Below are 25,453 nucleotides of genomic sequence, written 5' to 3'. Positions count from 1 at the left end.
TTTTTTGAGCACGCGGAGTGACGTATTCGGCGCGCGCCCGCGCAGCGTTTTTCGACTCGCTACCGCACCGCCAACGCCTTGATCTGTTCGAGCGACGGCCACAGCGACTCGCTCCCGAACCGCGCGACGAGAAAATCGACGAACGAACGCACCTTCGCCGACAGATGCCGCCGGCTCGTATAAACGACGTGAATCGGCAACTCGCGCGGCGGCACTTCGTCGACGAGCAGCGGCACGAGGCGCCCTTCGGCGAGATCGTCGCCGATCACCTCGGTGCCGAGCATCGCGATGCCCGCGCCGTGCAGCACGACCACGCGCTGCGCCTCGAGCTGGTTGACGACCAGATTGCCCGACAGACGCGCGCGCGACGACGCTTCTCCGGTCACGACTTCGAGCGCCGACACGCCCGAGTACTGCAGATAGTTGTGACGCGCCAGATCGGCAACGCTCTTCGGCGCGCCGTGCTTGCGCAGATAGGCCGGCGAGGCGCACAGCACGAGATGCGCGGTCGCGATCTGCCGCGCGATCAGCGACGACGACTTCAGCCCGCCCGGCGAGGCGCGGATCGCGACGTCGAAGCCCTCGTCGATCAGCTCGACGACGCGGTCGGACAGCGTCATATCGACGGTGACCTGCGGATACTGCGCGGCGTAGTCCGCGACCGCGGCCATCACATGACTCAGGCCGAATGCCGACAACGACGATACGCGCAGCCGCCCCTGCGGCACGACGCTCGCCGCGCCGACCGCCTGGCCGGCTTCGTCGAGCTCGGTGAGCGCCTGGCTCAGACGCTCGTAGTATTCGCGGCCCGCCTCGGTCGGCGCGACGCGGCGCGTGGTGCGGTTCAGGAGCCGCGCGCCGAGCTGCTGCTCGAGATGCATCACGTGCTTGCTCGCCATCGCCGCCGACATCTCCATGCGCTCCGCCGCGCCGACAAAACTGCCGGCCTCGACCACGTGGCGAAACACTTTCATGCTGACGAGGGTATCCATCTCAATCGCTCGCTTCAGGAATCAATCGACGCCATTTTGCCGGGTTTATCAAAAGGACGGCAGCAAAGGCTCGTATTCGACGATGCCCAAAAACGACAAAGCCCGCGTTCCAGGCGGAACGCGGGCTTCGTGGCGAGACGCGGATGCCGCTCAGAACTTCGTGCGCAACCCCGCGCCGTACGTGTTGCCGCTCGACTGACCGGTGATGTGGTCATACAGGTACGCGGCATAGATGTCCGTGCGCTTGGACAGCGGGTAGTCGTAGCCGACCGCCGCCGTCTGGCGCGTCTGGTTCGAGCCGCCGCCGTTACGCGAATACGCGTACGACGCCATCACCGAGCCCGGGCCGAACGGCACCGTCACGCCGCCCTGTCCCGTGTTGACGTGCCAGCTCGTGACCTGCTGGTTGTTGTACGTGTACATGTACTGGCCGTACAGCTTGACGAACTTCAGGTCGTACGAGACGCCCGCCTGCGCGACGCTCTGGCTGCGCAGGCCGGGCACGCCCGAGGTCTCGAAGCTGCCGAGGTCGCCCGGCACGTTGTTGAAGTTCACGTACTGGTACACCGCGGTCGCCGCGAACGGGCCGTGGAAGTACAGCACCTGGCCGCTCCACTTCTTCGCGCCGTTCTGCGTCGTGTTGCCGAGCGCGTACATCGCCGTCGCCGAGAGTCCGTTGAAGTTCGGCGTCGCATACGACACCGCGTTGTTCCAGCCCGAGTCGCCGGTTACGCCCTGATCGGTCGTGTAGCTCGGGAACGTACCGAGGCCGAGATAGGTGTGATAGACCATCGGCGAGAACACGTACGAATCGATGAACGGATTGAACAGGATCGTCGAGACGAACAGCGGCGTCGTGAGGCGGCCGGCCGTGACCGTGCCGTACGGCGACTCGATGCCGACGTAGGCGTTGCGCGAGAACGTCGTGTCGCCGGTGAAGCGGCCGTACTCGCCGGTCTGCGCGCGGAAGAAGCCTTCGATCGTGAAGATCGCCTTATAGCCGTTGCCCAGATCCTCGGTCCCCTTGAAGCCCCAGTACGAGGTGGACATGCCGCCGCCCGACACCACCGCCGCCGCCTTGCCGTCCGGGAATTTCTGCGAGCCGACCCATTCGTCGACCTGGCCGTAGAGCTGCACGCTCGATTGCGCGAAAGCGGACGATGCGCTCGCCAGCAAGGCAGCGCAGACGCTGGCCTTGAGAGTGGTCTTCAGCGCGCTGCTGAGGCTTGTTTTCATGGAATCTCCAATCTTTGTCAAAAGGGTGTGGCTGTGCGAAAGGGGGCGCTCGCGCGAACCATTGTTGTTATCCGTTCGACCGTCGAGCCAATCGGGGCTGGACCATCTTTACGGACCATTTTTATGAACAAAAATAGTGCTGCTTATTGCCGGTATATCGGTCTGCTTAGTTTGGTCGTTGATCGGCCTGATACGGCGGCTTGCCGGGGGCCTCGCCGGCCCGCCGAAGATGGCGCGAGTGCCGCATGGGGCGCGGCGGACGGCGCGCCGAAGGGGTAGTGACGCTCCGTATGACAGCGAAATGACGCGCCGCCGCGAGAATGCCCTGATTTGGCAGTGGCGGGTACGTCGCAGCCTGGCGTTTTCAGAAAAGTGTGGCGTCGAAACGTCAGATTGGGGATGACGCGGGGGATGGGAGGGGAGAACGTGAAGTGAAGGACGTGAAACGGCGGCGGTGATGCGGCGGCATCGCCGCAAGCGCTTGCGGCGATGCAGGGGGAAAAAGCGGGGAAGCTGAAGATTGGAGCGACGGCAGCAGACGCTGCCCGATGAGCGCCGCTAACCAGACCGGTTAGTTGCGATAAGGCGAGCCTTCCGGCTGACGCGGATCGTCGGACGGGCGCTGCATCGCGCGCGCGGCGCCGCGCTCTTCGTTGTAGCGGGCAACGTCGGCCCGAATCGAGCCGTTGCGCATCGGCACGCTGGGCGGCGGACGCGGCACCGGCCGCGCGTCGGCGCTGACCGGCGTGATGGCGCCGGCGTACTGCATATGCCCGCGCCCGTCGGCGTACCCGGACGATAGTCCTGTGACTCGGCGCATGCCCGGCTTATAGCCGCCGAAGCCGTCGCCATAATTGGCGTCCGCGAAGTTCGCGCCACGCGGCATGCGCGGATCGCGCGCGCTCATCGCATTGCGGAAAGGCCGTGCGCTGGAGAGGCCGACGGCACCGGCATAGTGGCCGCTGTGCATCTGCATGCCCATGGCGCGGTTGGCGCCGCCATGCGCAAAACCGGCACCGCCGCCGTGCGGCATGCCAGGTCCTTTTGCATAGGCGAACGAACACAGCGCGGCAATGACCACGCCCCACGCCCAGCGCCTCGTTCTCGACAACCCGTCCACCTTGTGACTCTCGCGCCCGAAGACTTGCCTGACATCCACCGTTCGAGCTGCGGTGGACGATTGCGGGACTGGCGAAAAGCGCCGCGTTCATCGCGCGGCGCGGGTATCCCTACGGCCTTTGAACCGTAATTTATGGGCGTCGGCAAAGGGTGTCGAGCCAAAAAGTGTTAGGTCTCATCGGTTGATGTAACACCTTGTTACTGCGACGTTTTTCTGCGACAAAGCCCTTGCGCGACGGCTCTGGAAGGGCTTCCTGGCGGGCGTTTGCGCGATTCCGCGCGAACCTCGCGCAGCCGCCGCGGCATCGGCTTGCCTGGCCGATTACGTGTCCGATCGTTAAATCGGCGAGGCCTCGGCGAAGCGCGTCACCCGTACTGAAACCTTACAGCGGCCAGCACGGGCCATGCCGCTCGCGGCTGGCCCGTTGATGCGCAGTAATCATTAATCGATTCGGCAAATGAATTTGCTTTTTGAATCGAATTTCAACAACAATAGCCGCTTCCCATTGCGGGAAACGGCGCTCCCGGGCGCGTCCCGCACTCTTTCGCGTCATTGAATCGAGATTCCGACATGGCTCGCCCCAAACTACTTCCCGACAACTTCACCCTGTGCCTCGTGGGCACCGTGATCCTCGCCAGCCTTCTGCCCGTGCACGGGCAAGCCGCCGTGGGGTTCAACTGGGTGACCAACATCGCCGTCGGTCTGCTGTTCTTCCTGCACGGCGCCAAGCTCTCACGCGAAGCGATCATCGCGGGCGCGACGCACTGGCGCCTTCATGCGGTAGTGCTGCTGAGCACGTTCGCGCTCTTTCCGCTGCTCGGCCTCGCGCTTAAGCCGCTCCTTTCGCCGCTTGTCACGCCGGCTCTCTATGCGGGGGTCCTCTTCCTCTGCACGCTGCCATCGACGGTCCAGTCGTCGATTGCGTTCACGTCCATTGCCAAGGGCAACGTACCGGCCGCGGTGTGCAGCGCGTCGGCCTCGAGCCTGCTCGGCATCTTCATCACCCCAGCGCTCGTCAGCGTCGTCATCACCAATCAGGCGGCGAGCGGCGGCGGCTCGCCGTGGCATACGATCGGCAACATCGTGCTGCAACTGCTGGTGCCGTTCATTGCCGGCCAGCTGCTGCGCCCGCTGATCGGCAAGTGGATCGAGCGCAATCGCAGCGTGCTGAAGTTCGTCGACCAGGGCTCGATCCTGCTCGTCGTGTACGGCGCGTTCAGCGAGGCTGTCAACGAAGGCCTGTGGCATCAGATTCCGCTCTCCGCGCTCGGCGGCCTCGTGGTGGTGAGCGCCGTTCTGCTGGCGCTCGCACTGGCCGTGACGATGTTGACCAGCAAGCGGCTCGGTTTTAGTCGTGCCGACCAGATCACGATCATCTTCTGCGGTTCGAAGAAGAGCCTTGCCGCCGGCGTGCCGATGGCCAAGGTCATCTTCGCCTCGCATGCGGTGGGCGCCGTGGTGCTGCCGCTGATGCTGTTCCACCAGATCCAGTTGATGGTGTGCGCCGCGCTCGCGCAGCGCTGGGGCGCCCGCGACCTCAGCGGCGAAACTGCGGCCGCCGCGCAGCAGCCCGCCGCGGCCGTCGCGCGCCGTTGAGAACACGCGCAATGCAAACAGGACATTCATAAGCGCCCTCCCTGAGCGTCGTCGTTTGAAAAAGCCGCCTTGTGCGGCTTTTTTTCGTTGGCTGTGTCGTTATTTCACGCCCAAACGCTCGCGCTGTCGCCTCGGCCTGATGGCATAGGAAAATTCCTGGAGCCTTGCCCACACCATGTTTAGTGAATTTTACTAAACATAAAAATTCACTTTAACTCCATAAAATACGGGTATTTACGGGTGATTAACCACGCGTTTTCGGGGTGTTTCGCGTACGTTTTACTATACAATCGCCCGAACCCAACCCATGAGCCGCGTCGGCGCGGCTGCTTCATTCGATGGCTACAACCATCCGCGACGTCGCCCGCGCGGCCAGCGTTTCGATCGGCACCGTCTCGCGTGCGCTGAAAAACCAGCCCGGTCTCTCCGAGGCCACCCGCGAGCGCGTCGTCGAAGCGGCGCGGCAGCTCGGCTACGATCCGGCGCAACTGCGTCCGCGCATCCGCCGCCTGACCTTCCTGCTGCATCGTCAGCACAACAATTTCGCCGCCAGCCCGTTCTTCTCGCACGTGCTGCACGGTGTCGAAGATGCCTGCCGCGAGCGCGGCATCGTGCCGTCCGTGCTAACCGCCGGCCCGACCGAGGACGTGATTCACCAGTTGCGCCTGCACGCGCCCGACGCCGTGGCGATCGCCGGCTTCGTCGAGCCCGAAACGCTCGCCGCACTGGTCGCGATGCAGCGCCCGCTCGTGCTGATCGATCTGTGGTCGCCGGGCCTGCGCTCGGTCAATCTCGACAACGCCGCCGGCGCCGCGCTCGCGATGCGCCATCTGTTCGGGCAGCAGCGCAAGCGCATCGCGTTCATCGGCGGCTCGCTCGCGCATTTCAGCATCGCCGAGCGTGCGCTCGGCTACCGGCGTGCGTTCTTCGAAGCGGGACTGCTGTTCGACCCGTCGCTCGAAGTGAACATCGACGCCGGGCTCGACCCCGACACCGGCGCCGCGCGCGCGATGCAGCGCCTGCTCGACGCGCCGGGCCCGCGCCCCGACGCCGTGTTCGCCTATAACGACGCCGCCGCGCTCGCCGCGCTGCGCGTGTGCCTCGCGCGCGGCCTCAGCGTGCCCGACGACATCGCGATCATCGGCTTCGACGATATTCCCGCCGCCGCCCACGCCACCCCGCCGCTGTCGACGATCGCGGTCGACAAGGAAGCGCTCGGCCGGCGCGGCGTCGAACTGCTGCTCGAAGACTCGCCCGCCGAGCTCGAGGTCCGCTTGCCCGTTCAACTCGTTGCCCGTGCCAGTACTTTGGTGAAAACGCCATGACGCAAACCGATCCGCTTCACCCCGCCGCCGACGCCGCCAAGGCGCCGCCCGTCGCCAGCTTCCGCCACCGCGCGTTCCTGCTCGCGCACATCGAGGACACGCTGCGCTTTTACGCGCCGAACGTGCTCGACCCGAGCGGCGGCTTCTATCATTTCTTCCGCGACGACGGCTCGATCTACGACCGCACCACGCGCCACCTCGTCAGCAGTTGCCGCTACGTGTTCAACTACGCGATGGCGTATCGCCAGTTCGGCGACCCCAAGCACCTCGACTATGCGCGCCACGGTCTGCGCTTTCTGCGCGACGCGCACTGGGACGCGCAGCACGAGGGCTACGACTGGGAGCTCGAATGGCGCGACGGCAGCAAGCGCACGCTCGACGCGACGCGCCACTGCTACGGCCTCGCGTTCGTGCTGCTCGCGTACTCGCATGCGGCGATGGCCGGCATCGAGGAAGCGAAGCCGATGATCGGCGCGACCTTCGAGCTGATGGAGCACCGCTTCTGGGATGCCGCCGCCGGCCTCTACGCCGACGACGCCTCGGCCGAATGGCAGGTCAGCTCGTATCGCGGGCAGAACGCCAACATGCACACGACCGAGGCGCTGCTCGCCGCCTACGAGGCGACCGGTCATCTGGTCTACCTCGATCGCGCCGAGCGCGTCGCGTCGAACATCACGCTGCGCCAGGCGAAGCTGTCGCAAGGGCTCGTGTGGGAACACTTTCACGCGGACTGGTCGGTCGACTGGCATTACAACGAGGAAGACAGCTCGAACATTTTCCGCCCGTGGGGCTTCCAGCCCGGCCATCAGACCGAATGGGCGAAGCTGCTGCTGATTCTCGAACGCTTCCGCCCGCTGCCGTGGCTGCTGCCGCGCGCAATCGAACTGTTCGACGCCGCCATGACGCACGCCTGGGACGAAGACCACGGCGGCCTCTATTACGGCTTCGGCCCCGACGGCACGGTCTGCGATCACGACAAGTACTTCTGGGTACAGGCCGAAACGTTCGCGACCGCCGCGCTGCTCGGCAAGCGCACTGGCAACGAGCGCTTCTGGGACTGGTACGACGAAATCTGGCGCTATAGCTGGACGCATTTCGTCGATCACCAGTACGGTGCGTGGTATCGCATCCTCACCTGCGACAACCGCAAGTACAGCGACGAAAAGAGCCCGGCCGGCAAGACCGACTATCACACGATGGGCGCGTGCTACGAGGTGCTCGCGCATGCGCTCGGCGAAAACGCGGCGGCTGAATCCACCGCCCCCGCCGCAGCGGCTTCCGCGGAGAAAACACAATGAGCGCAACCACAGGCTTCCCCGTTTTTGTCTCCGCCGGCGACATCCTCACCGACCTCGTGCGCACCGGCGCCTCGCAGTGGCTCTCGCGTCCAGGCGGCGCGGGCTGGAACGTCGCGCGCTGCGTCGCGCGGCTCGGCTTGCCGAGCGCGAGCGCGGGCTCGCTCGGCGTCGATAATTTCTCCGACGAACTGTGGGACGCGAGCGTCGCCGCCGGCCTCGACATGCGCTTCCTGCAGCGCGTCGAGCGCCCGCCGTTGCTCGCGATCGTGCATCAGACGCATCCGCCCGCGTACTTCTTCATGGGCGAGAACGGCGCCGATCTCGCGTTCTATCCGGCACAGCTGCCGGCCGGCTGGATGAGCGAGGTGAAGTGGGCGCACTTCGGCTGCATCAGCCTCGTGCGTCAGCCGCTCGGCGACACGCTGGCGAAGCTCGCGGCCGAGTTGCGTGCGCGCGGCGTGAAGATCAGCTTCGATCCGAACTATCGCAATCTGATGGAACACGGCTACGAGCCGACATTGCGCCGGATGGCCGCGCTCGCGGACCTCATCAAGGTATCGGACGAAGACCTGCGCATGATCTTCAAGACCCACGACGAAGCCGCCGCGCTCGCGCAATTGCGCGCGCTGAATCCGGCCGCCACGGTGCTCGTCACGCGCGGCCCCGACGCGGCGCTGCTGCTCGACGGCGCCGCGGTGATCGAGGCGAAGCCGCCGCGCGTCGCCGTGGTCGATACGGTCGGCGCGGGCGATGCGTCGATCGGCGGGCTGCTGTTCAGCCTGATGAGCGCGCCGCAACGCGCGTGGCCCGAGCATCTCGCGTTCGCGCTCGCGGCGGGCGCGGCGGCCTGCGGACATGCGGGCGCGCATGCGCCGACGCTCGACGAGGTCGTGGCGTTGCTGTGATGACCTCGCCGTGATGGCGTCGCTGTAACTTTCCTGCCTTGGGGTGCGCGTAGTGTCGTCGGTGTCGGGAACATCCTGCACGCGAAGCGCCGCCCCGAGCGCTCTCTTGGGCACCGCTCGGGCCCGGAGCCGAACCGCCATTGCCGTGCTACGATGAAAACATCGAGACCTTTGCAAAAAGGAGCGAGGCCATGGAAGACGTCACCTACACCAAAGGGATCTACACGGCCACGGCGTCGATAAGAGAAATCGCACAGGACGCCTGGCAGGGTCTCGTCACACTGGCGCGCGACGAAGGCGAGCCCGCCGCCGATCAGGAAACCACGCTCTACGAAGTCGAATCCACTTCGTCGACACCGGAAGAGGCGCTCGAAGAAGCCAAGGCGCTCGCTCATCGTATCCTCGGGGAAATCGAACTGTAGGCCGAACTTCAGGCAGCGCGCCGCGTTCGCCCACCCGCGCATCGCGCGCGCCGCTGCCGGAATCGGCCGGCTGGAGGCGATCATGGCTGAGCAGCTTTTTCTCTACGGCGTGTATTCGATACACGTCCGCCCGCTCGAACTCGACGGCGCGCGCTGGGATGCAGAGTACGAAATCCGCCATCGCGAAAAAGCCGTCAAGACGTGGACCACCGTCGGCGGCGACGCGGGCTATGCCGATCAGGCCGAAGCGGTGGAAAACGCGCATCGGCAAGCTGTGAACGATATCGAACATGGCGCGGGAATTCCGAAGCCGCGCGTGTTTCCGTGAGGGGTCGGGATGCGCCTGTTTGGGCGCGGTGAGATTCGCTGCTTCGCAACGCGGTGCGGCGCGGCGCGATTGAGCGCCGTACGCTGCGAAGCACGGCAACACGTCGGCGATTACCGGTAATCGAGGGTATCCACGACCTTCGTGATTTTCCAGGTGCCGTTTTCCTGACGCAAAAATACGATATTGGTCTGCTTGTCTTTCGAGCCGAACGTAACGGGTACGAGCGCCACCTTGTCAAGCATGACGGCGGGATGCACGGCGATATGTGCGGCCCAATCCTTCTCGTCGAAGTCTTGTGCTTTCGTGAAGTATTCCGCGTCTTCGGCCAGGTTATTGGCCTTGTATTGCTTTCGTAAAAAATCAACGGTTGCTTTGGCAACGTGCCGGTTTATCTCTGCGTTCATGACCGGATAATCGCGATCAGCGGCAAGGTGTGGAATAAACCATGTATAGAAATCTTTGACTTGTGTCTCGGGAGTGATCTGCCCGTCATGGGTCGTGCTTCCCGCGTATGAAATGTTATTAAAGGCCAGTAACAGAGTGGCGATAAAAATCGTCAGATATTTTTTCATGTACTCAAAATCCCAGTCGTAACGGCGCGCGCAATCCGCGCTCTCATCCCACGGTCAAAATTTCATCCTAACCCGGTTTGCCCCCCTCTGCGCGAGCCACGCGCCATGCTACGCTGTGCCCGTTTTCATCCTCACGAGCAGGTGATGGCAAGCGAACCGTCAGACCGTTTTGCGCCCCTCGGCGACGCCGACGCAGACGCGCCGAAGCGTCGCGCGCGCGGCAGCCGCGAAATGCGTCTCGACGATCGCGTGGTGATCGCGCACGGCATGCCGACGCCGCTCTGGCAGGACCTCTACCATCGCGCGCTCGGGGTGCGCTGGCCGGTGTTTTTCGTGGCGCTCGCGGTGCTGTTCCTGCTGCTCAACACGACGTTCGCCGCGCTCTACATGTTCGGCAACGCGCCGATCGCGAATCAGTTTCCGAAGGGCTTCGGCGGCGCGTTCTTCTTCAGCGTCGAAACGCTCGCGACGGTCGGCTACGGCGACATGCATCCGCAAACCGTCTACGCGCACTGGGTCGCGACGCTCGAAATCTTCGTCGGCATGTCGAGCATCGCGTTGGCGACGGGGCTCATCTTCGCGCGCTTCTCGCGGCCGCACGCGAAGATCATGTTCGCGCGCTACGCGGTGGTCCGGCCGATCGACGGCCGCATGACGCTGATGGTGCGCGCGGCCAACGCACGCCAGAACGTGATTGCCGAAGCGCGCGCACGGCTACGCATCCTGCGTCAGGAGACGTCCGTCGAAGGCTTCTCGCTGTACAAGCTCTACGACCTCGCGCTCGTGCGCGACCAGCATCCGGTGTTCAAGCTCGGCTGGATGCTGATGCACGTCATCGACGAAAGCAGTCCGCTGTTCGGCGAAAACGCCGAAACGCTCAAGGGCAGCGACATGTCGCTGCTGCTCACGCTCGAAGGCATCGACGAATCGACGTCGCAAACGATGCAGGCGCGCCATATGTGGACCTGCGAGCAGATCTTCTGGCAGCACCGTTTCGTCGACATCATGAGCGAGCGCGACGGCATGAGCCACATCGACTATTCGCATTTCGACGAGATCGCGCCGCTCGAGGCGGCGCCGTTGCAAATGGACCCCGCCGCGCGGCAAACGCCCTAAGCGGCGCGCCGCGCCATCAGAACTTGTGGCGTATGCCCACCACGCCCACCACCTGCGTTCTCGAACTCGACGGATTGCTCACCCCCTCGATAGCCGCCACCGTATTCGCCGACGAGCGCTGATAGATCGCATTCAGATAAAGATCGGTGCGCTTCGACAGGAAATACTGCACGCCCGCGCTGGTTTGCAGGTAATGCATGCTCGGCTCGGTACTCTGCGTCGTCAGAACCTGCGTGTAGGTCTCGCCGATCGCGAACAGCAACGCGGGCATGAAACGGTAGCGGAAGCTGCCTTCGTAGTTGTTGAAGCGCTGCGACGACCCTGTCTGTAAATTGAACAGTGAGGTCGTGTACAGCAAGCCGAACGTGGCGTCGCCGAATTCGTAAGTACCGGCCGCGCCCCATATCTGCTGCTTCGTAATGCCCTTCAGGAACGTATAGTAGTTATCCGAAGGAATCGCACCGGTGGTGTCGAGCGCCGGATTGTCGAGCACCACGTAGGCCACGCCGAGATGCACCGGTCCCTGCGCATAGGTGCCGCCGACGCTCCAGCTGCGGTTCGCCGCGAAGTTCGTCGAATTGGAAAAGCCGTACATCGCATTGCCCTGCAAACCGGAGAAACTCGGCGTCACGTATTTCACCGAGTTGTCGGTGCGGAACGTGTTGTTCAGGTCGTCGGTATCGAAGGGATGCAGCGCGAACTGCGTCAATGACGTGCTTGCGCCGATCTGCAACGGCGCGAGCGAATCCTGCGCGGCGTTGTACTGGCGGCCCATCGTAAAGGTGCCCCAGCGCGGGTTCGACATGCCGACCCACGCCTGGCGGCCGAACAGGCGGCCGTTCGCGCTCGCGGTGCCGGTCTCGATGTTGAAGCCGTTCTCCAGCTTGAAGATCGCCGTGGTTCCGCCGCCGAGGTCTTCCGAGCCCGTCATGCCCCAGCGCGTGCCCTGCTCGTTGCCGCCCGTCGCCTGCCAGGTCGAACTGCCCTTCTGGTTGCTCGTGTACGTGATGCCGGAATCGACGATGCCGTACAACGTCACGCTCGATTGCGCGACCGCGTTGCCGCACAGTGCAACGCCCATTCCGGCGCCCGCCAGCGCCATCGCCAAACCTTTGCTGTTCATCTGTGTTTTCCCCTGTCTTGAGTGTTCGGATCTGGATGCCGAAGCCGCGGATACCGTTTGTGCCTACGCCACCCACATGTTTTATTGAATAAAACAATGTGTTATTAATTATTTGAAATGCAAAAATGGTAGGTCAAGGCAGGGATAAAACTCTGGTTTTCACGCATTGACGACAATATGCGACACAGGAAGTTTTATCAGCCGATACGGCGCAAATCCTTGCCTATCAAGGTCTCTCGAATTGAACACCCGAATGGCAAGGCTTTGGACGAACGACTTGACCTGCAATAATGTCTGTCGTTAAATATTGATATGCTGTTTTATTAAATAAAACACGCGAAGCGTTTATCGGGCGACGTCCCCCTTCGGAGGGACGCCGGCCATCGCAAAAGGAGTTCTGTTTGACGCCCAATAACAACACTTCGGCGGCCTCTTCAAGCGCGCCGTTCTTCGTCGCCGAACCTGCGGGTGCCCGGCTGCCGATCGTTTTCGATTCGCCCCACAGCGGCATTGCGCTGCCGGCCGACTTCGGCACCTGCGCGCCGGTGTCCGCGATCCGCACGTCGTGGGACGCATTCGTCGACGAACTGTGGGCGGGCGTGCCTGAACACGGCGGCGTGCTGATCGGTGCGCATTTTCCGCGCGCCTATATCGACCCGAATCGCGCGCTCGCCGATATCGACGCGCAACTGCTCGCCGAGCCGTGGCCCGAACCGCTGTCGCCCGAGAAGTACACGCTGCGCGGCATGGGGCTGATCCGGCGCGATGCCTTGCCGAACCAGCCGATGTACGACCGCAAGCTGTCCGTCGCCGAGGTGCGGCACCGGATCGACGCGTACTACCGCCCCTACCGCGCGGCGCTCGCCGCCGCGGCGGAACGCGCGTACGCGGAACACGGCGCGCTGTGGCACGTCGATTGCCATTCGATGAAATCGCGTGGCAACGAGATGAACGTCGACGCGGGCGCGGCGCGGCCCGACTTCGTCATCAGCGACCGGCGCGGCGCCACCGCCGCGCCGGCCTTCACGCAATGGGTGGCCGACTGGTTCAGCGGCGCCGGCTATCGCGTGCAGATAAACGAGCCGTATCAGGGCGGCGACCTGCTGACCGCCGTCAGCGATCCGGGGCGGCACCGCCATAGCATCCAGATCGAACTGAATCGCGCGCTCTACATGGACGAAGCCGCGTTCGTCAAACACACGGGCTTCGCCGCGCTCAAGCGCGATCTCGACGCGTTTGCCGCCGCGCTCGCCGCTTACGTGCACGCGCAACTCGCCGCCTTGCGCGCGGCGCCGTGAATCGTGAAGGAGCAACCGTGAACTACATCGTCGATTCCGTCGACAGCGCGCTCAAGCTGCTCAGCCATGTCGCCGAGCATCCCGGCCTGGGCGTCACCGAACTCGCGAACCGACTCGGCATCAACAAGTCGCGCGCGTACCGGATGCTATGCACGCTCGAACTGCATCGCTTCGTCGTGCTGGACACCCGCGCGTCGACCTACTCGCTCGGCCCGCAGGCCTTCGTGATCGGCGTCGCCGCGGCCCAGCAGAACACGCTGGTGCGCTCCGCGCAAAAGCACATGCTCTCGCTGAACCAGGCGATCAACGAAACCGTCGTGCTGCGCGTGCGCGAAGGGCTGGAAACCGTGTGCGTCGCCCGTTGCGAGACCACGCACGAAATGCGCACCGTCGGTGCGGTCGGCAATCGCCGGCCGCTCAATAGCGGCGCGTCCGGCCGAATCCTGCTCGCGTTCGCGCCCGCCGCCGTCAGGACCGAATATCTGGCACGCCTGAAGAAATTGCCGCAGCCCCCGGACTTGATGAAGCTCGTCGACGAACTCGATGCGATCGCGCGCAAAGGCTATGCGGTCAGCGTAGGCGAGGTCACGGCCGGCGCGGTCGCGATCTCGGTGCCGGTGCGCGACGTGAGCGGCGACACGATTGCGGCGGTCAGCATTTCGGGGCCGGAAATGCGCATCAGCCGGATCGAGATTCCCGATTACCTCGAACGTCTGCAGGCATGCAGCCGCACGATTTCCGCCGAGCTAGGCTACGCCGCGCCGCAGCTCACGCCGCAACCGGCATGACAGGAAGCCGCCCATGACTCCACTTGGTCCCTCCGCGGCGCCCGTCGCCGACGATCCTCTTGCGCCGCGCAGCCATGCCGGCGACGCCGTCCGCGACGAGGACAACCACGGCGGCAGCGGCAACAAACCGCACGGCAAGATGCTGCACCCTGTCGTGATGATGATCTGGGTGCTGCTCGCCGCGGTGGCGCTCACCTATCTGATCGATGCCGGCCACTTCGAGCGGCGCGACAAGCTGGTGGTGCCGGGCACGTACCAGGTCGTACCGAAGAGCCGAAGTCTCGCCACGCTGGCCGCACCGCGCGTCAGCAAAAGCACGCCCGAACAGGCCGCGCCGGCGAGCCTCGTCTCCGCGTTCGTCGCGGTGCCCAACGGCCTCATCAAGAATGCGCCGCTGATCTTCATGGTGATGTTCGTGGGCGGCATGTTCGGCGTGATGCGCAAGACAGGCGTGGTAGACGCGGGTATCGACAGGCTGTTGCAACTCACCGCCGGCAACGTCTATGTGCTCGCACCGCTGCTGATGCTGCTGATCGGTCTCGGCAGCACGCTGCTCGGCTTCATCTCCGAATACCTCGTGATCATTCCGATGGTGCTGGTGCTGTCGCGGCGGCTCGGCCTGTCGAACCTGTTCGCGGTCGGCCTCGTCGCGATTGCGGCGAAGATTGGCTATATCGCGTCGGTGACCAACCCATTGTCGCTCGCGGTCGCGCAGCCGATCGTCGGCGTGCCGCTCTTCAGCGGCATTGCCATGCGTATCGGCGTGTTCGTCGTGTTCCTGACGCTCGGCATCCTGTATCTGCTGATCCACGTGCGGCGCAGCGGCTACCGGCTCGCGGCCGCGCGCGCGAGCATCGGCGAACATCCGCGGGCCGCGCTGTCGCGCCGCCACAAGGCGACCCTCGCCGTGCTGGCGATCGCCGCCGCCATGCTGGTGATCGGCACGCGCGAGCTGCATTGGGGCAATGTGGAGCTATCGGCGTTCTACATCTTCATCAGCATCGTGACGGCGGCGGTCGGCCGGCTCGACTCGCGCGGCGCGGCCGATGCGTTCGTCGACGGCATGAAGGGCATGATGCTGGCGGGTCTGCTGATCGGGCTCGCCGCCTCGGTCGAACTGATCCTGCAGAACAGCCTCGTGCTCGATACGCTGATCGAGCGCTTCACGCGCCTTGCGAATGGCCAGTCGCCGGTCTGGGTCGCCAACGGACTAATGGCGGTGCAGATGGTGCTCGACGTGTTCATTCCGTCGGTGTCCGGCAAGGCCGCGGTCAGCATGCCGATCATCGGACCGATCGCGCAACTCTCCGGCGTCAGCGGACAGACCTCGGTGCTCGCATTCGTGCTGGGGGGCGGCTTGACGAACATGGTGACGCCGACCTCGGGGATGCTGCTCGCCTATCTCGCCACCGCGCGGGTCGGCTTCGGCCAGTGGCTGCGCTTTATCCTGCCGCTCTTCGTGATGCTGCTTCTGCTCTCGGGCGGCGCACTGGCGCTCGCGGTGTGGACCGGGTACTGAACACGCGGTGAACGCCCCAGGGCATACCCGAAGCGCGCCGCCGCCTGGCAAATCCGGCTCAAAAGCCCGTCAAAACGCGCGACTCCTCGCGCCCGTTCATGGGAGCGCGATTAAAGAAGAAAGAAATCACTCCGAGGGCGGCTGAAAAATAGAGTCTCTTCCGCTGCGTCGTCTGCGTGGTCCCCACCACGGCGCGCGGAACCGAAAGCAACGAAGTTGCATGGGACCGGAGTAGGCGCTAAAGCGCCAACTCCGATCGACAAATGGAGACTCGCCCATGACTGCCCGCCTGCCCATCGACGGCACGCCCGCTCTCGCCGATTACCGGCTTTCCGACAACCTCACCGCGACGCGCGGCCGGATCTTTCTGACCGGCACGCAGGCGCTCGTGCGCCTCGCCTTGATGCAGCGCGCGCTCGATCAGGCGCGCGGCCTGAATACCGCCGGCTTCATCAGCGGCTATCGCGGCTCGCCGCTCGGCATGGTCGATCAGCAACTGTGGAAAGCGAACACGCTGCTCGCCGCGAGCGACATCCGCTTCCTGCCCGCGATCAACGAGGAACTCGGCGGCACCGCCGTGCTCGGCACGCAGCGCGTCGAAGCAGACCCGGAGCGCACCGTCGAAGGCGTGTTCGCGATGTGGTACGGCAAGGGCCCCGGCGTCGATCGCGCCGGCGACGCGCTCAAGCACGGCAACGCGTACGGCTCGTCGCCGCACGGCGGCGTGCTGGTGGTGGCGGGCGACGATCACGGCTGCGTATCGTCGTCGATGCCACATCAGAGCGACTTCGCGATGATCGCATGGCACATGCCGGTCGTGAATCCGTCGAACATCGCGGATATGCTCGAATTCGGCCTGTACGGCTGGGCGTTGTCGCGCTTCTCGGGCGCCTGGGTCGGCTACAAGGCAATCTCGGAGACAGTCGAATCGGGCTCGACCGTCGATCTCGACGCGCTGCAAACCGACTGGACCGTCCCCGACGATTTCGCTGCCCCCGCTGGCGGCCTGCACAACCGCTGGCCCGATCTGCCGAGCCTCACGATCGAAGCGCGTCTGCATGCGAAGCTCGACGCGGTGCGCCACTTCGCGCGCACGAACAGCATCGACAAATGGATCGCGCCGAGCCCGCAGGCGAACGTCGGCATCGTCACCTGCGGCAAGGCGCATCTGGACCTGATGGAAGCGCTGCGCCGGCTCGACCTGACCGTCGCCGATCTCGACGCGGCCGGCGTGCGCATCTACAAGGTCGGGCTGTCGTTTCCGCTCGAAATGACGCGCATCGACGCGTTCGTCTCGGGCCTCGCCGAAGTGCTCGTGATCGAAGAGAAAGGCCCTGTGATCGAGCAGCAGATCAAGGACTATCTGTACAACTGCACGCAAGGCACGCGACCGGTCGTGATCGGCAAGCATGCCGAGGACGGCACGTTGCTGCTGTCGTCGCTCGGCGAATTGCGGCCGTCGCGCATCCTGCCCGTGTTCGCGAACTGGCTCGCGAAGCACAAGCCCGCGCTCGATCGCCGCGAGCGCGTAGTCGATCTGGTCGCGCCGCAAATCCTCTCGAATGCCGCCGACAGCGTGAAGCGCACGCCGTACTTCTGCTCCGGCTGCCCGCACAACACCTCGACGAAAGTACCGGACGGCTCGATCGCGCAGGCCGGCATCGGCTGCCACTTCATGGCCTCGTGGATGGAGCGCGACACGACCGGCCTCATCCAGATGGGCGGCGAAGGCGTCGACTGGGCCTCGCATTCGATGTTCACGAAAACGCGCCACGTGTTCCAGAATCTCGGCGACGGCACCTACTTCCACTCCGGCATTCTCGCGATCCGCCAGGCGGTCGCCGCGAAAGCGACGATCACCTACAAGATTCTCTATAACGACGCGGTCGCGATGACGGGCGGCCAGCCCGTCGACGGCAGCATCTCGGTGCCGCAGATCGCGCGCCAGGTGGAAGCCGAAGGCGTGTCGCGCTTCGTCGTGGTCAGCGACGAGCCCGAGAAATACGATGGCCATCACGGCCAGTTTCCGAAGGGCACGACGTTCCACCATCGCAGCGAAATGGACGCCGTGCAGCGCGAATTGCGCGACACCGACGGCGTGACCGTGCTGATCTACGACCAGACCTGCGCGGCCGAAAAACGCCGGCGCCGCAAGAAAGGCGAATTCCCCGATCCGGACCAGCGGCTCTTCATCAACGAGGAAGTCTGCGAAGGCTGCGGCGATTGTGGCGTGCAGTCGAATTGCCTGTCGGTCGAGCCAGTCGAAACCGCGTTGGGACGCAAGCGCCGCATCGATCAATCGTCGTGCAACAAGGACTATTCGTGCGTGAACGGCTTCTGCCCGAGCTTCGTCACGGTCGCGGGCGGCAAGCTGAAAAAAGCGGCCGGCGTCGCGTTCGATCCGCAAGCACTCGCCGCGAGTGTCGACGCGCTGGCGCTGCCCGCGACGCAGCTCGATGCCGCGCCGTACGACATCCTCGTCACGGGCGTGGGCGGCACCGGCGTCGTGACGGTCGGCGCGCTGATCAGCATGGCCGCGCATCTCGAAGGCAAGAGCGCGTCGGTGCTCGACTTCATGGGTTTCGCACAGAAGGGCGGCTCGGTGCTGTCGTTCGTGCGCTTCGCCGCGCGCGACGAATGGCTGAACCAGGTGCGCATCGACACGCAGCAGGCCGACGTGCTGCTCGCCTGCGACATGGTGGTCGGCGCGAGCGCCGATGCCTTGCAGACGGTGCGGCATGGCCGCACGCGCATCGTCGTCAACACGCATGCGATTCCGAACGCGAGCTTCGTGCAGAACCCGGACGCGACGCTGCATGCCGATGCGCTGATCGACAAGATGCGTCACGCGGCCGGTGAAGAGCGCATGTCGACCTGCGACGCGCAGGCGCTCGCGACGCGTTTTCTCGGCGACACGATCGGCGCGAATATCCTGATGCTCGGTTTTGCATGGCAGCTCGGTCTCGTGCCGGTGTCGTTCGCGGCGATGATGCGCGCGATCGAACTGAACAACGTCGCCGTGCAGATGAACCAGCTTGCATTTTCGATCGGCCGCATGGCCGCCGCCGATCCGGCCGGGCTCGAATCGCTCTGGCAGGCACGTCATGCGCCTAAGCCGGGCGTGCGCGTCGATACGCTCGACGAGCTGATCGCGCATCGCGAAAGCCGCTTGCTCGCCTACGGCGGCGCGGCGTATGTGAAGCGCTATCGCGCGCTCGTCGATGCGGCACGCCGCGCCGAAAGTGCGGTCGACACCGCGAGCGAACGCGTGACGCGCGCGGTCGCGACCACGTTCTACCGGCTGCTGGCGGTGAAGGACGAATACGAAGTCGCGCGCTTGCATACCGATGCCGCGTTCCGCGAAGCACTCGAAGCGCAATTCGAAGGCGTGGCCGGCAAGGACTTCAGCATCAGCTTCAACCTCGCGCCGCCGACACTCACGCGTGCGCAAGCGGGCGTCGCACCGCGCAAGAAAACCTTCGGTCAATGGATGTGGCCGGTGCTCGGCATGCTCGCGAAGTGGCGCGGTCTGCGCGGCACGCCGCTCGATCCGTTCGGCCGCACGCTCGAACGCAAGATGGAGCGCGAACTCGCGAGCGATTACGAAACCACGTTGCAGCGCGCGCTCGCGAAACTCGACGCCAGCCATCTCGACGACATCGCCAAACTCGCCGATCTGCATGCGCGCGTGCGCGGTTATGGTCACGTGAAGCTGGCGAATCTCGCGGGCGTGAAGCGCGCGGAGCGTGAGCTCGCGACACGTCTCGGCATCGATGCGGCGACGGGTGCCGCCGTGAAGAAGTCACTCGAAGAGATGAAAGGCGCCGGGCAGTTGCGCGGGATTCCGGTGGTGGTCGCGAAGTAGGTCGCGGCGCGTTGGCCGATTGTCATGCTGGGTTGCGTTGGGTCACGCGAGCATGGCCGCGCCGCAACGAAAAGCCGCTTCGGTTCAGCGCCGAAGCGGCTTTGTTTCTGGCTCGCGATTCTGCACGCGTCAGCGCGCCACCGCATCGAGCAGCGCCCTCGCCTGCGCCACTTTCGCGGCCTCGACGGGCGCAAGCCCGTGGCCGTTCACGCGCACGCCCGAGCCGAAATGCACGGCCTCGACGTGCGTCGCGCTCACGAAGTCCGCCACCGCCTCCAGCGTCAAACCGGCGCCGGCGAGCACCGTGCACGGCGAGCTGTCTGCTTGCCGCACGAGTTCGCGAATCACGGCTTGCGCCTGCAACACCGACGGTTTTCCGCCCGACGTCAGCACGTTTTTCACCGCCTCGACACACAGCAGCACGTCGAGCGCCTCGCGCAAATCGCGCGCTTCGTCGAATGCGCGGTGAAACGTGACGTCGAGGCCATCGGCGGCTTCGCAGGCACGCGCGAGACCTTCGCGGTCGATCGCGCCAGCGGCGTCGAGCATGCCGATCACGATGCCGTTCGCGCCCGCCGCCTTCACCGCACGAATGTCGCGCAGCATCACCGCGTAGTCGTCGGCGTCGTAGACGAACGAGCGGCTATGCGGCCGCACGATCACGTTGACGGGAATCGCGACCGCGTCGACCACCGCCTCGATCAGCCCGACGCTCGGCGTGAGACCGCCGTCGCCCATCGCGGTCACGAGTTCGAGACGGTCGGCGCCGGCCCGCGCGGCAACGCGCGCATCGGCGACGGTCGTGGCAATCACTTCGAGCAGCACGGGCATGAGCGCAACCTGGTGTCGTTGAAAGCGACATCATCGCAGAAGCGCGCTCAGCGCTCTTCGTCCACCCAGTCGATATCGCCGCACAGCACGCAGATCTGCTCGCCGACGCGCGTCGCCACCGACAGCGTCACGCACGGCAACGCCTCGTTGATCGACAGATACGGCCGCGTCACGTGCACGCGCTCCGGCGCATTGATCGCGGCGCTGAAATACGGCCGGCGCAGCCAGTTCGCGCCCTGCGCGTCGGCGAGCGGCAGAAAGCGCGTTTCGTGCGCCGCGCGGTCGGCGCGCAGCACGACGTTGCGGCCCGCCTGCCGGCCCTTCGCGTCGAGCAGGAAACAGCGCGCGGCGTGATCGAGCGCGAGGAAATTCCAGCACACTTCGTCGAGCGGTTCGCCGGCGGCCAGCCGCTCGGCGGCACGCTCGAACGCGCGCAGATACGGCGCGAGACGGCTCGCGCCGCGCCGCTCGCGCGCTTCGGCCTGCTCGCGATAACGCTCGGTGACTTCGCCGATGCACGCCGCCGCCTGCGCGGCGTCGGCCACGCCCGGATTCGGCCGGCCGAAGAAAAAGCCCTGCACGAAGTCGGCGTTGCAGGCGAGCGCCATCTGCGCTTCGTGCTCGGTCTCGACGCCCTCGATCAGCACGAGCTTGCCCGCTTCGTGCAAGAGCGCCACGAGGCCCGGCAGGATCGTCGCCATGTCGGGGCGATGCGCGGCGTGCGAGAGCATGACGCGGTCGAGCTTCACGATGTCGGGATTCAACTGCCAGATCCGCTCGATGTTCGAATGGCCGGCGCCGAAGTCGTCGAGCGCGATCAGGAAGCCGCGCTCGCGAAACTGGCGCACCGCGTCCGCGAGCCGTTCAAGGTCGTCCGCGCTCTGTTCGAGCACTTCGAGCACGATGCGCCGCGGCGACAGATCGAGCCGTTGCAGGCTCGCGAGCAGCGCCGCGGCGAGATACGGATCGGTCAGCACGCCGGGATGCGCGTTGAGGAACAGCCATTCGCGCTCGGCGCCGAGCACCTTGAAGTTTTCCAGATGCAGCGTCTGCGCGAGCCGGTCGACCTGCAGCGCCTCGCCGACCCGCGCGGCGGCGCCGAATACGTCGAGCGGCGAGACGGCGCGATCGAGCGCGTCATGCGCGCGCAGCAAGCCCTCGTAGCCGACCGCGCGCATGTGCGACAGGCTGAAAATCGGCTGGAAGACGCTCGTCAGCGTCAGCTCGCCATGCTGCACCGAATAGCGTTGCAGGCCCGAGGCCACCTCGACCTCGAAGCCGTGCGGCATGCTCGCCGCCCTGTCCTGTTGCTCAATCGTCATGCCGTCCTCTCGCGCCGGAGCCGGTTCTAAAAATGTGCGTCATCGGCAGCGGTTAAGCAAGCTCCATGCGCACGCTGGCCCACAAAGCGCTGTCATCCGGCTGACCGGACGCACCGCCGACACGGCCCGTGCGCCGCGCATGGGCGCGGCGCGCACCGTTGCGGTGCACGACTCGATGCGCATTTAGGGGCTGCCTCGCGCGCCGGCGGGCTACACTCGACCCTGCGCCTTGCGCGGCCTTGCTTGTGGCTCCTGCTTGTGGCCTGTGCTTGCGGCTCCTGCTTGCAGCCCTTGTGGTGCGAACGGTGGCCGCCCGCAACGCGCGGCGGCGCACCTGCCGCACCTGTCGCACCTGTCGCCCCTGCCGCGCCACCGCCACCTGAAACGCCCCCGTTCATCTGCCCGGAACACCCGATGGAAATTGTCTTCACCGTCCTGATCCTGTTGCTCGCCGTTGCCGCTTCCGGCGTGCTGACGCACGCGCTGCCGTTCAACCTGCCGTTGCCGCTCGTGCAGATCGCGATCGGCGCGCTGCTCGCGTGGCCGCGCCTCGACCTGCACGTCAGGTTCGATCCGGAAATCTTCATGCTGCTGTTCATTCCGCCGCTGCTGTTCGCGGATGGCTGGCGCATCCCGAAGCGCGAATTCTTCATGGCGCGCCGCGCGATCCTGATGCTCGCGCTTGGCCTCGTCTTCATGACGGTGCTCGTGGTCGGCTATTTCGTGCACGCGCTCGTGCCGGAAATCTCGCTGCCGGTCGCGTTCGCGCTCGCCGCGGTGCTGTCGCCGACCGACGCGGTCGCGCTCTCGGGCATCGCCGGCAAGGGCAAGATTCCGGGCCAGCTGATGCACATCCTCGAAGGCGAGGCGCTGATGAACGACGCATCCGGCCTCGTCGCGCTGAAGTTCGCGATCGCGGCGGCGCTGACCGGCGCGTTTTCGCTGCGCGACGCCTCGGTCAGCTTCGTCATCATCGCGCTGGGCGGCCTCGCGGTCGGCGCGGCGGTGAGCGCGATATTCAGCTTCGTGTCGGCGCGCTTCCTCTCTCTCGTCGAAGAGGGCGACCCCGCCCCCGGCATCGTGATGACGCTGCTGATTCCGTTCGCCGCCTACCTGACCGCCGAGCGCTTCGATCTGTCGGGCATCCTCGCGGCGGTGGCGGCCGGCATGATGATGAACTACGCAAGCATCGCGAATACGTGGCAGGCGACCTCGCGCGTGCGGACCACGAGCACATGGACGATGATCGAGTTCGTCTTCAACGGCATGGTGTTCATCATGCTCGGGCTGCAGTTTCCGCACATCCTCGGGCGCGCGCTGCTCGACGCCCACGAGACCGACGACGCGCAGGTCGCGCTGCTGATCGGCTACATCGTCGCGGTGGCGTTCGCGCTCTATGCGATGCGCTTCGTGTGGGTATGGCTGCTGCGCTGGTTCGCGAGCCGCGGCGCGGCCAAGCAAGGCGTCGCGAACGCGGTGCCGGGGCTGCGCATGGTGTCGGTCACGACGGTGGCCGGCGTGCGCGGCGCGGTGACGCTGGCGGGCGTGCTGTCGCTACCGGAGCTGCTGCCGAACGGCACGCCGTTGCCGGGGCGCGATCTGGCGATCTTCATCGCCTCGGGCGTGATCCTGCTGTCGCTGCTGGTGGCGGTGGCCGCGTTGCCGCTGCTGCTGCGCGGCTGGCGGCGCGGCAAGGACCCGCACGCGGCCGAGGAAGCGCTCGCGCGCACGCTCGCCGCCCAAGCCGCGATTCGCGCCATCGACGATATTCACGATACCGAGTGCGCGGACCTCGAAGAATCGGCGCAGGCGTATGCGACCGACGTGACCGCGCGCGTGATGGACCTGTACCAGCGCCGCCTCGCGACGCTCGACTGCGAACAGGAACCGCGCGAACTCGCGCGGCGCGCCGACGCGCTCGAATTCCACATGAAGCTCTCGGCGATGCGCGCCGAACGCAAGGAGTTGCTCGAATTGCGCAGCAGCCAGCAGATCAACGACGAGACGCTGAACAAGCTGATGCGCGAGGTGGATCTGTTGGAGACGGCGCTGACGGCGCGCAAGAGGTAGCGGCTCGGGCGCCTGGGTGACGGCGGCGGCCGTTGGGCCGCTCGCCGGCTCCGATATCGGCAAGGCCGGCTGTGCGCGCTGAGCGGCGCGGGCCGTCGCCGACGGCGAGCGGCAGCCAGCGCCGCCGGCACCACCCAGAAGAAGCTCAGGCCACCGGCCCTTGCGTCGGCTTCCTTCTCAGAAGCGCATACAGGATGATCGCGCCGAACGTCGCGGTGCCGATGCCGCCAAGCCCGAAGCCGCCGAGCTTCAGCGAGAAGTCGCCGGCGCCGAGCACGAGCGTGACGGCCGCGACGATCAGGTTGCGGTTATCGGAGAAGTCCACCTTGTTGACGACCCAGATGCGCGCGCCCGTCACCGCGATCAGCCCGAACACGACGATCGACACGCCGCCCAGCACCGGCCCCGGAATCGTCTGGATCACCGCGCCGAATTTCGGCGAGAAGCCGAGCACGAGCGCGATCAGCGCGGCGATCACGAACACCAGCGTCGAGTAGATTTTCGTCACCGCCATCACGCCGATGTTCTCGGCGTAGGTCGTCATGCCGGTGCCGCCCGCGAAGCCGGACACGATCGTCGCGAGCCCGTCGCCGAGAAACGCGCGGCCGACGTAGCGGTCGAGGTTCTGGCCCGTCATCGCGCTGACCGCCTTGATGTGGCCGAGATTCTCGGCGACGAGGATCACCGCGATCGGCGTGAGCAGCGTCATCGCGTGCGGGTCGAACACCGGCGACATGAAGTGCGGCATGCCGAACCACGCGGCGTTCGCGACGATCGCGAAGTCGATCGGCTTGCCCATGCCGAGACCGTTGGTGACGATCGCGTAGATCGCGTAGGCGAGCAGCAGGCCGATCAGGATCAGGAGACGCTGCAGCATGCCGCGCGTGAACACCGCGACCGCGCCGACGCACAGCACGGTCACGAGCGCCATCCACGAATCGAAGTTGCTGCCGCTCACGCCGTGCACGGCGATCGGCGCGAGGTTCAGGCCGATCACGCAGACGATCGCGCCGGTCACGACCGGCGGCATCAGCGTTTCGATCCAGCGCGTGCCGACCGCCGAGACGATCAGCCCGACCACCGCATACGCGACGCCGCACGCGATGATGCCGCCCAGCGCCACCGGGATGTTCTGATTCGCGCCGTGGCCGCCGTAGCCGGTCACCGCGATCACGAGGCCGATGAACGCGAAGCTCGAACCGAGATAGCTCGGCACGCGGCCGCCGACCAGCACGAAGAACAGCAGCGTGCCGATCCCCGACATGAAGATGCACAGGTTCGGATCGAAGCCCATCAGGAGCGGCGCGAGCACGGTCGAGCCGAACATCGCGACGACGTGCTGGATGCCCATCGCGAACATCTGCGGCCATGCGAGCCGTTCGTCGATGCCGACGATGCCGCCCTCGGCGGCGGCAGGCTGGCGGCGCCAGCGGGGGAAATAGGATTCGGCCATCGCGGGGGTTCTCCTCTTGGTCGGCTCGGTGTGGGTGGGGTATGCGCCGCACGGCGGCATCGCGCGCGGGCGGGGTCCGGCAAAGTCACGCGCGAGTTTACGGAGCGCAATCAGGACTGGCAAGCGCCGTCGGCGCGCGCCTCAGCTTACGCCGCGCCCGTCCGTGGCCGGCGTCACTGCGGCGCCGTTCGCCGCCGCCGTGTCGGCCGACGCGCGGTCCATCATCACGCGGTTGCGGCCCGCATCCTTCGCGCGGTAGAGCGCCTCGTCGGCG

At 65.7% G+C, this 25,453-nt stretch carries 20 protein-coding genes; 12 read left to right on the top strand and 8 right to left on the bottom strand.

Annotation, left to right across the window (positions count from 1 at the left end):
- Positions 1-59: 59 nt before the first annotated feature.
- From G3N58_RS13130 to G3N58_RS13120, 3 genes are all read right to left on the bottom strand, one after another.
- Positions 60-992: a LysR family transcriptional regulator gene (locus G3N58_RS13130; RefSeq protein WP_205989517.1), complete on the bottom strand. Its 933-nt coding sequence runs from the start codon at positions 990-992 to the stop codon at positions 60-62.
- 150 nt (positions 993-1,142) lie between these two features.
- Entirely contained in the window at positions 1,143-2,228 is a 1,086-nt protein-coding gene (locus tag G3N58_RS13125) for a porin (RefSeq protein ID WP_167042309.1), read from the bottom strand.
- Between the two features lie 571 nt (positions 2,229-2,799).
- On the bottom strand, positions 2,800-3,348 hold the full coding sequence (locus G3N58_RS13120) for a hypothetical protein (protein WP_205999374.1): 549 nt from the start codon (positions 3,346-3,348) through the stop codon (positions 2,800-2,802).
- Between the two features lie 570 nt (positions 3,349-3,918).
- Here G3N58_RS13120 and G3N58_RS13115 point away from each other — a divergent pair.
- The 6 genes from G3N58_RS13115 (at position 3,919) to G3N58_RS13090 (ending at position 9,222) form a co-directional block, all read left to right on the top strand.
- On the top strand, positions 3,919-4,944 hold the full coding sequence (locus G3N58_RS13115; protein ID WP_167042307.1) for a bile acid:sodium symporter family protein: 1,026 nt from the start codon (positions 3,919-3,921) through the stop codon (positions 4,942-4,944).
- 338 nt (positions 4,945-5,282) lie between these two features.
- Positions 5,283-6,269, top strand: a complete 987-nt coding sequence (locus tag G3N58_RS13110) for a LacI family DNA-binding transcriptional regulator (RefSeq protein WP_205989520.1) — start codon at positions 5,283-5,285, stop codon at positions 6,267-6,269.
- Complete coding sequence (locus G3N58_RS13105) at positions 6,266-7,567, top strand: AGE family epimerase/isomerase (protein ID WP_205989522.1); 1,302 nt, start codon at positions 6,266-6,268, stop codon at positions 7,565-7,567. Before G3N58_RS13110 ends, G3N58_RS13105 begins: the two co-directional genes overlap by 4 nt.
- Positions 7,564-8,472 carry a carbohydrate kinase gene (locus G3N58_RS13100; protein WP_205999348.1) on the top strand — a complete coding sequence of 303 codons (909 nt, stop codon included), beginning with the start codon at positions 7,564-7,566 and terminating at the stop codon, positions 8,470-8,472. The genes G3N58_RS13105 and G3N58_RS13100 overlap by 4 nt, the downstream gene beginning before the upstream one ends.
- Before the next feature lie 191 nt (positions 8,473-8,663).
- The gene (locus G3N58_RS13095) at positions 8,664-8,894 is read left to right on the top strand and encodes a hypothetical protein (protein ID WP_167042299.1); all 231 of its coding nucleotides are present in this window, start codon (positions 8,664-8,666) and stop codon (positions 8,892-8,894) included.
- Positions 8,895-8,976: 82 nt separating this feature from the next.
- Positions 8,977-9,222, top strand: coding sequence for a hypothetical protein (locus G3N58_RS13090; protein ID WP_167042297.1), 246 nt, complete (start codon positions 8,977-8,979; stop codon positions 9,220-9,222).
- Between the two features lie 110 nt (positions 9,223-9,332).
- Here G3N58_RS13090 and G3N58_RS13085 read toward each other — a convergent pair whose 3' ends face one another.
- Positions 9,333-9,794, bottom strand: coding sequence for a DUF3828 domain-containing protein (locus G3N58_RS13085; protein WP_167042295.1), 462 nt, complete (start codon positions 9,792-9,794; stop codon positions 9,333-9,335).
- 144 nt (positions 9,795-9,938) lie between these two features.
- On the opposite strand from G3N58_RS13085, the gene G3N58_RS13080 reads away from it, so the two are divergent.
- Positions 9,939-10,910, top strand: a complete 972-nt coding sequence (locus tag G3N58_RS13080; RefSeq protein WP_167042293.1) for an ion channel — start codon at positions 9,939-9,941, stop codon at positions 10,908-10,910.
- Positions 10,911-10,926: 16 nt separating this feature from the next.
- Here the strand turns inward: G3N58_RS13080 and G3N58_RS13075 are convergent, their stop codons facing one another.
- On the bottom strand, positions 10,927-12,033 hold the full coding sequence (locus tag G3N58_RS13075; RefSeq protein WP_167042291.1) for a porin: 1,107 nt from the start codon (positions 12,031-12,033) through the stop codon (positions 10,927-10,929).
- Between the two features lie 401 nt (positions 12,034-12,434).
- Here G3N58_RS13075 and G3N58_RS13070 point away from each other — a divergent pair, with 401 nt between their 5' ends.
- The 4 genes from G3N58_RS13070 (at position 12,435) to G3N58_RS13055 (ending at position 19,503) form a co-directional block, all read left to right on the top strand.
- A complete protein-coding gene (locus G3N58_RS13070; protein WP_205999347.1) occupies positions 12,435-13,331 on the top strand; it encodes an N-formylglutamate amidohydrolase in 897 nt (298 codons plus the stop codon).
- 17 nt (positions 13,332-13,348) lie between these two features.
- A complete protein-coding gene (locus tag G3N58_RS13065; RefSeq protein WP_205989530.1) occupies positions 13,349-14,119 on the top strand; it encodes an IclR family transcriptional regulator in 771 nt (256 codons plus the stop codon).
- A gap of 13 nt (positions 14,120-14,132) precedes the next feature.
- Complete coding sequence (locus G3N58_RS13060) at positions 14,133-15,638, top strand: YfcC family protein (protein WP_167042285.1); 1,506 nt, start codon at positions 14,133-14,135, stop codon at positions 15,636-15,638.
- 277 nt (positions 15,639-15,915) lie between these two features.
- Positions 15,916-19,503, top strand: a complete 3,588-nt coding sequence (locus G3N58_RS13055) for an indolepyruvate ferredoxin oxidoreductase family protein (RefSeq protein WP_205999346.1) — start codon at positions 15,916-15,918, stop codon at positions 19,501-19,503.
- Between the two features lie 129 nt (positions 19,504-19,632).
- Here the strand turns inward: G3N58_RS13055 and G3N58_RS13050 are convergent, their stop codons facing one another.
- Positions 19,633-20,334, bottom strand: coding sequence for a copper homeostasis protein CutC (locus G3N58_RS13050; RefSeq protein WP_205999345.1), 702 nt, complete (start codon positions 20,332-20,334; stop codon positions 19,633-19,635).
- Between the two features lie 47 nt (positions 20,335-20,381).
- Positions 20,382-21,656: an EAL domain-containing protein gene (locus G3N58_RS13045; protein WP_167042279.1), complete on the bottom strand. Its 1,275-nt coding sequence runs from the start codon at positions 21,654-21,656 to the stop codon at positions 20,382-20,384.
- 414 nt (positions 21,657-22,070) lie between these two features.
- Between G3N58_RS13045 and G3N58_RS13040 the strand changes: the two genes are divergently transcribed.
- Positions 22,071-23,726: a Na+/H+ antiporter gene (locus G3N58_RS13040; RefSeq protein ID WP_167042277.1), complete on the top strand. Its 1,656-nt coding sequence runs from the start codon at positions 22,071-22,073 to the stop codon at positions 23,724-23,726.
- Between the two features lie 145 nt (positions 23,727-23,871).
- Here G3N58_RS13040 and G3N58_RS13035 read toward each other — a convergent pair whose 3' ends face one another.
- Positions 23,872-25,179, bottom strand: a complete 1,308-nt coding sequence (locus tag G3N58_RS13035) for a solute carrier family 23 protein (RefSeq protein ID WP_205999344.1) — start codon at positions 25,177-25,179, stop codon at positions 23,872-23,874.
- Positions 25,180-25,453: the final 274 nt, after the last annotated feature.

This window comes from Paraburkholderia sp. Ac-20342 (assembly GCF_017104985.1).
In the GTDB taxonomy this organism is placed as follows: domain Bacteria; phylum Pseudomonadota; class Gammaproteobacteria; order Burkholderiales; family Burkholderiaceae; genus Paraburkholderia.
This window is presented reverse-complemented; position numbering and strand designations above follow the sequence as displayed.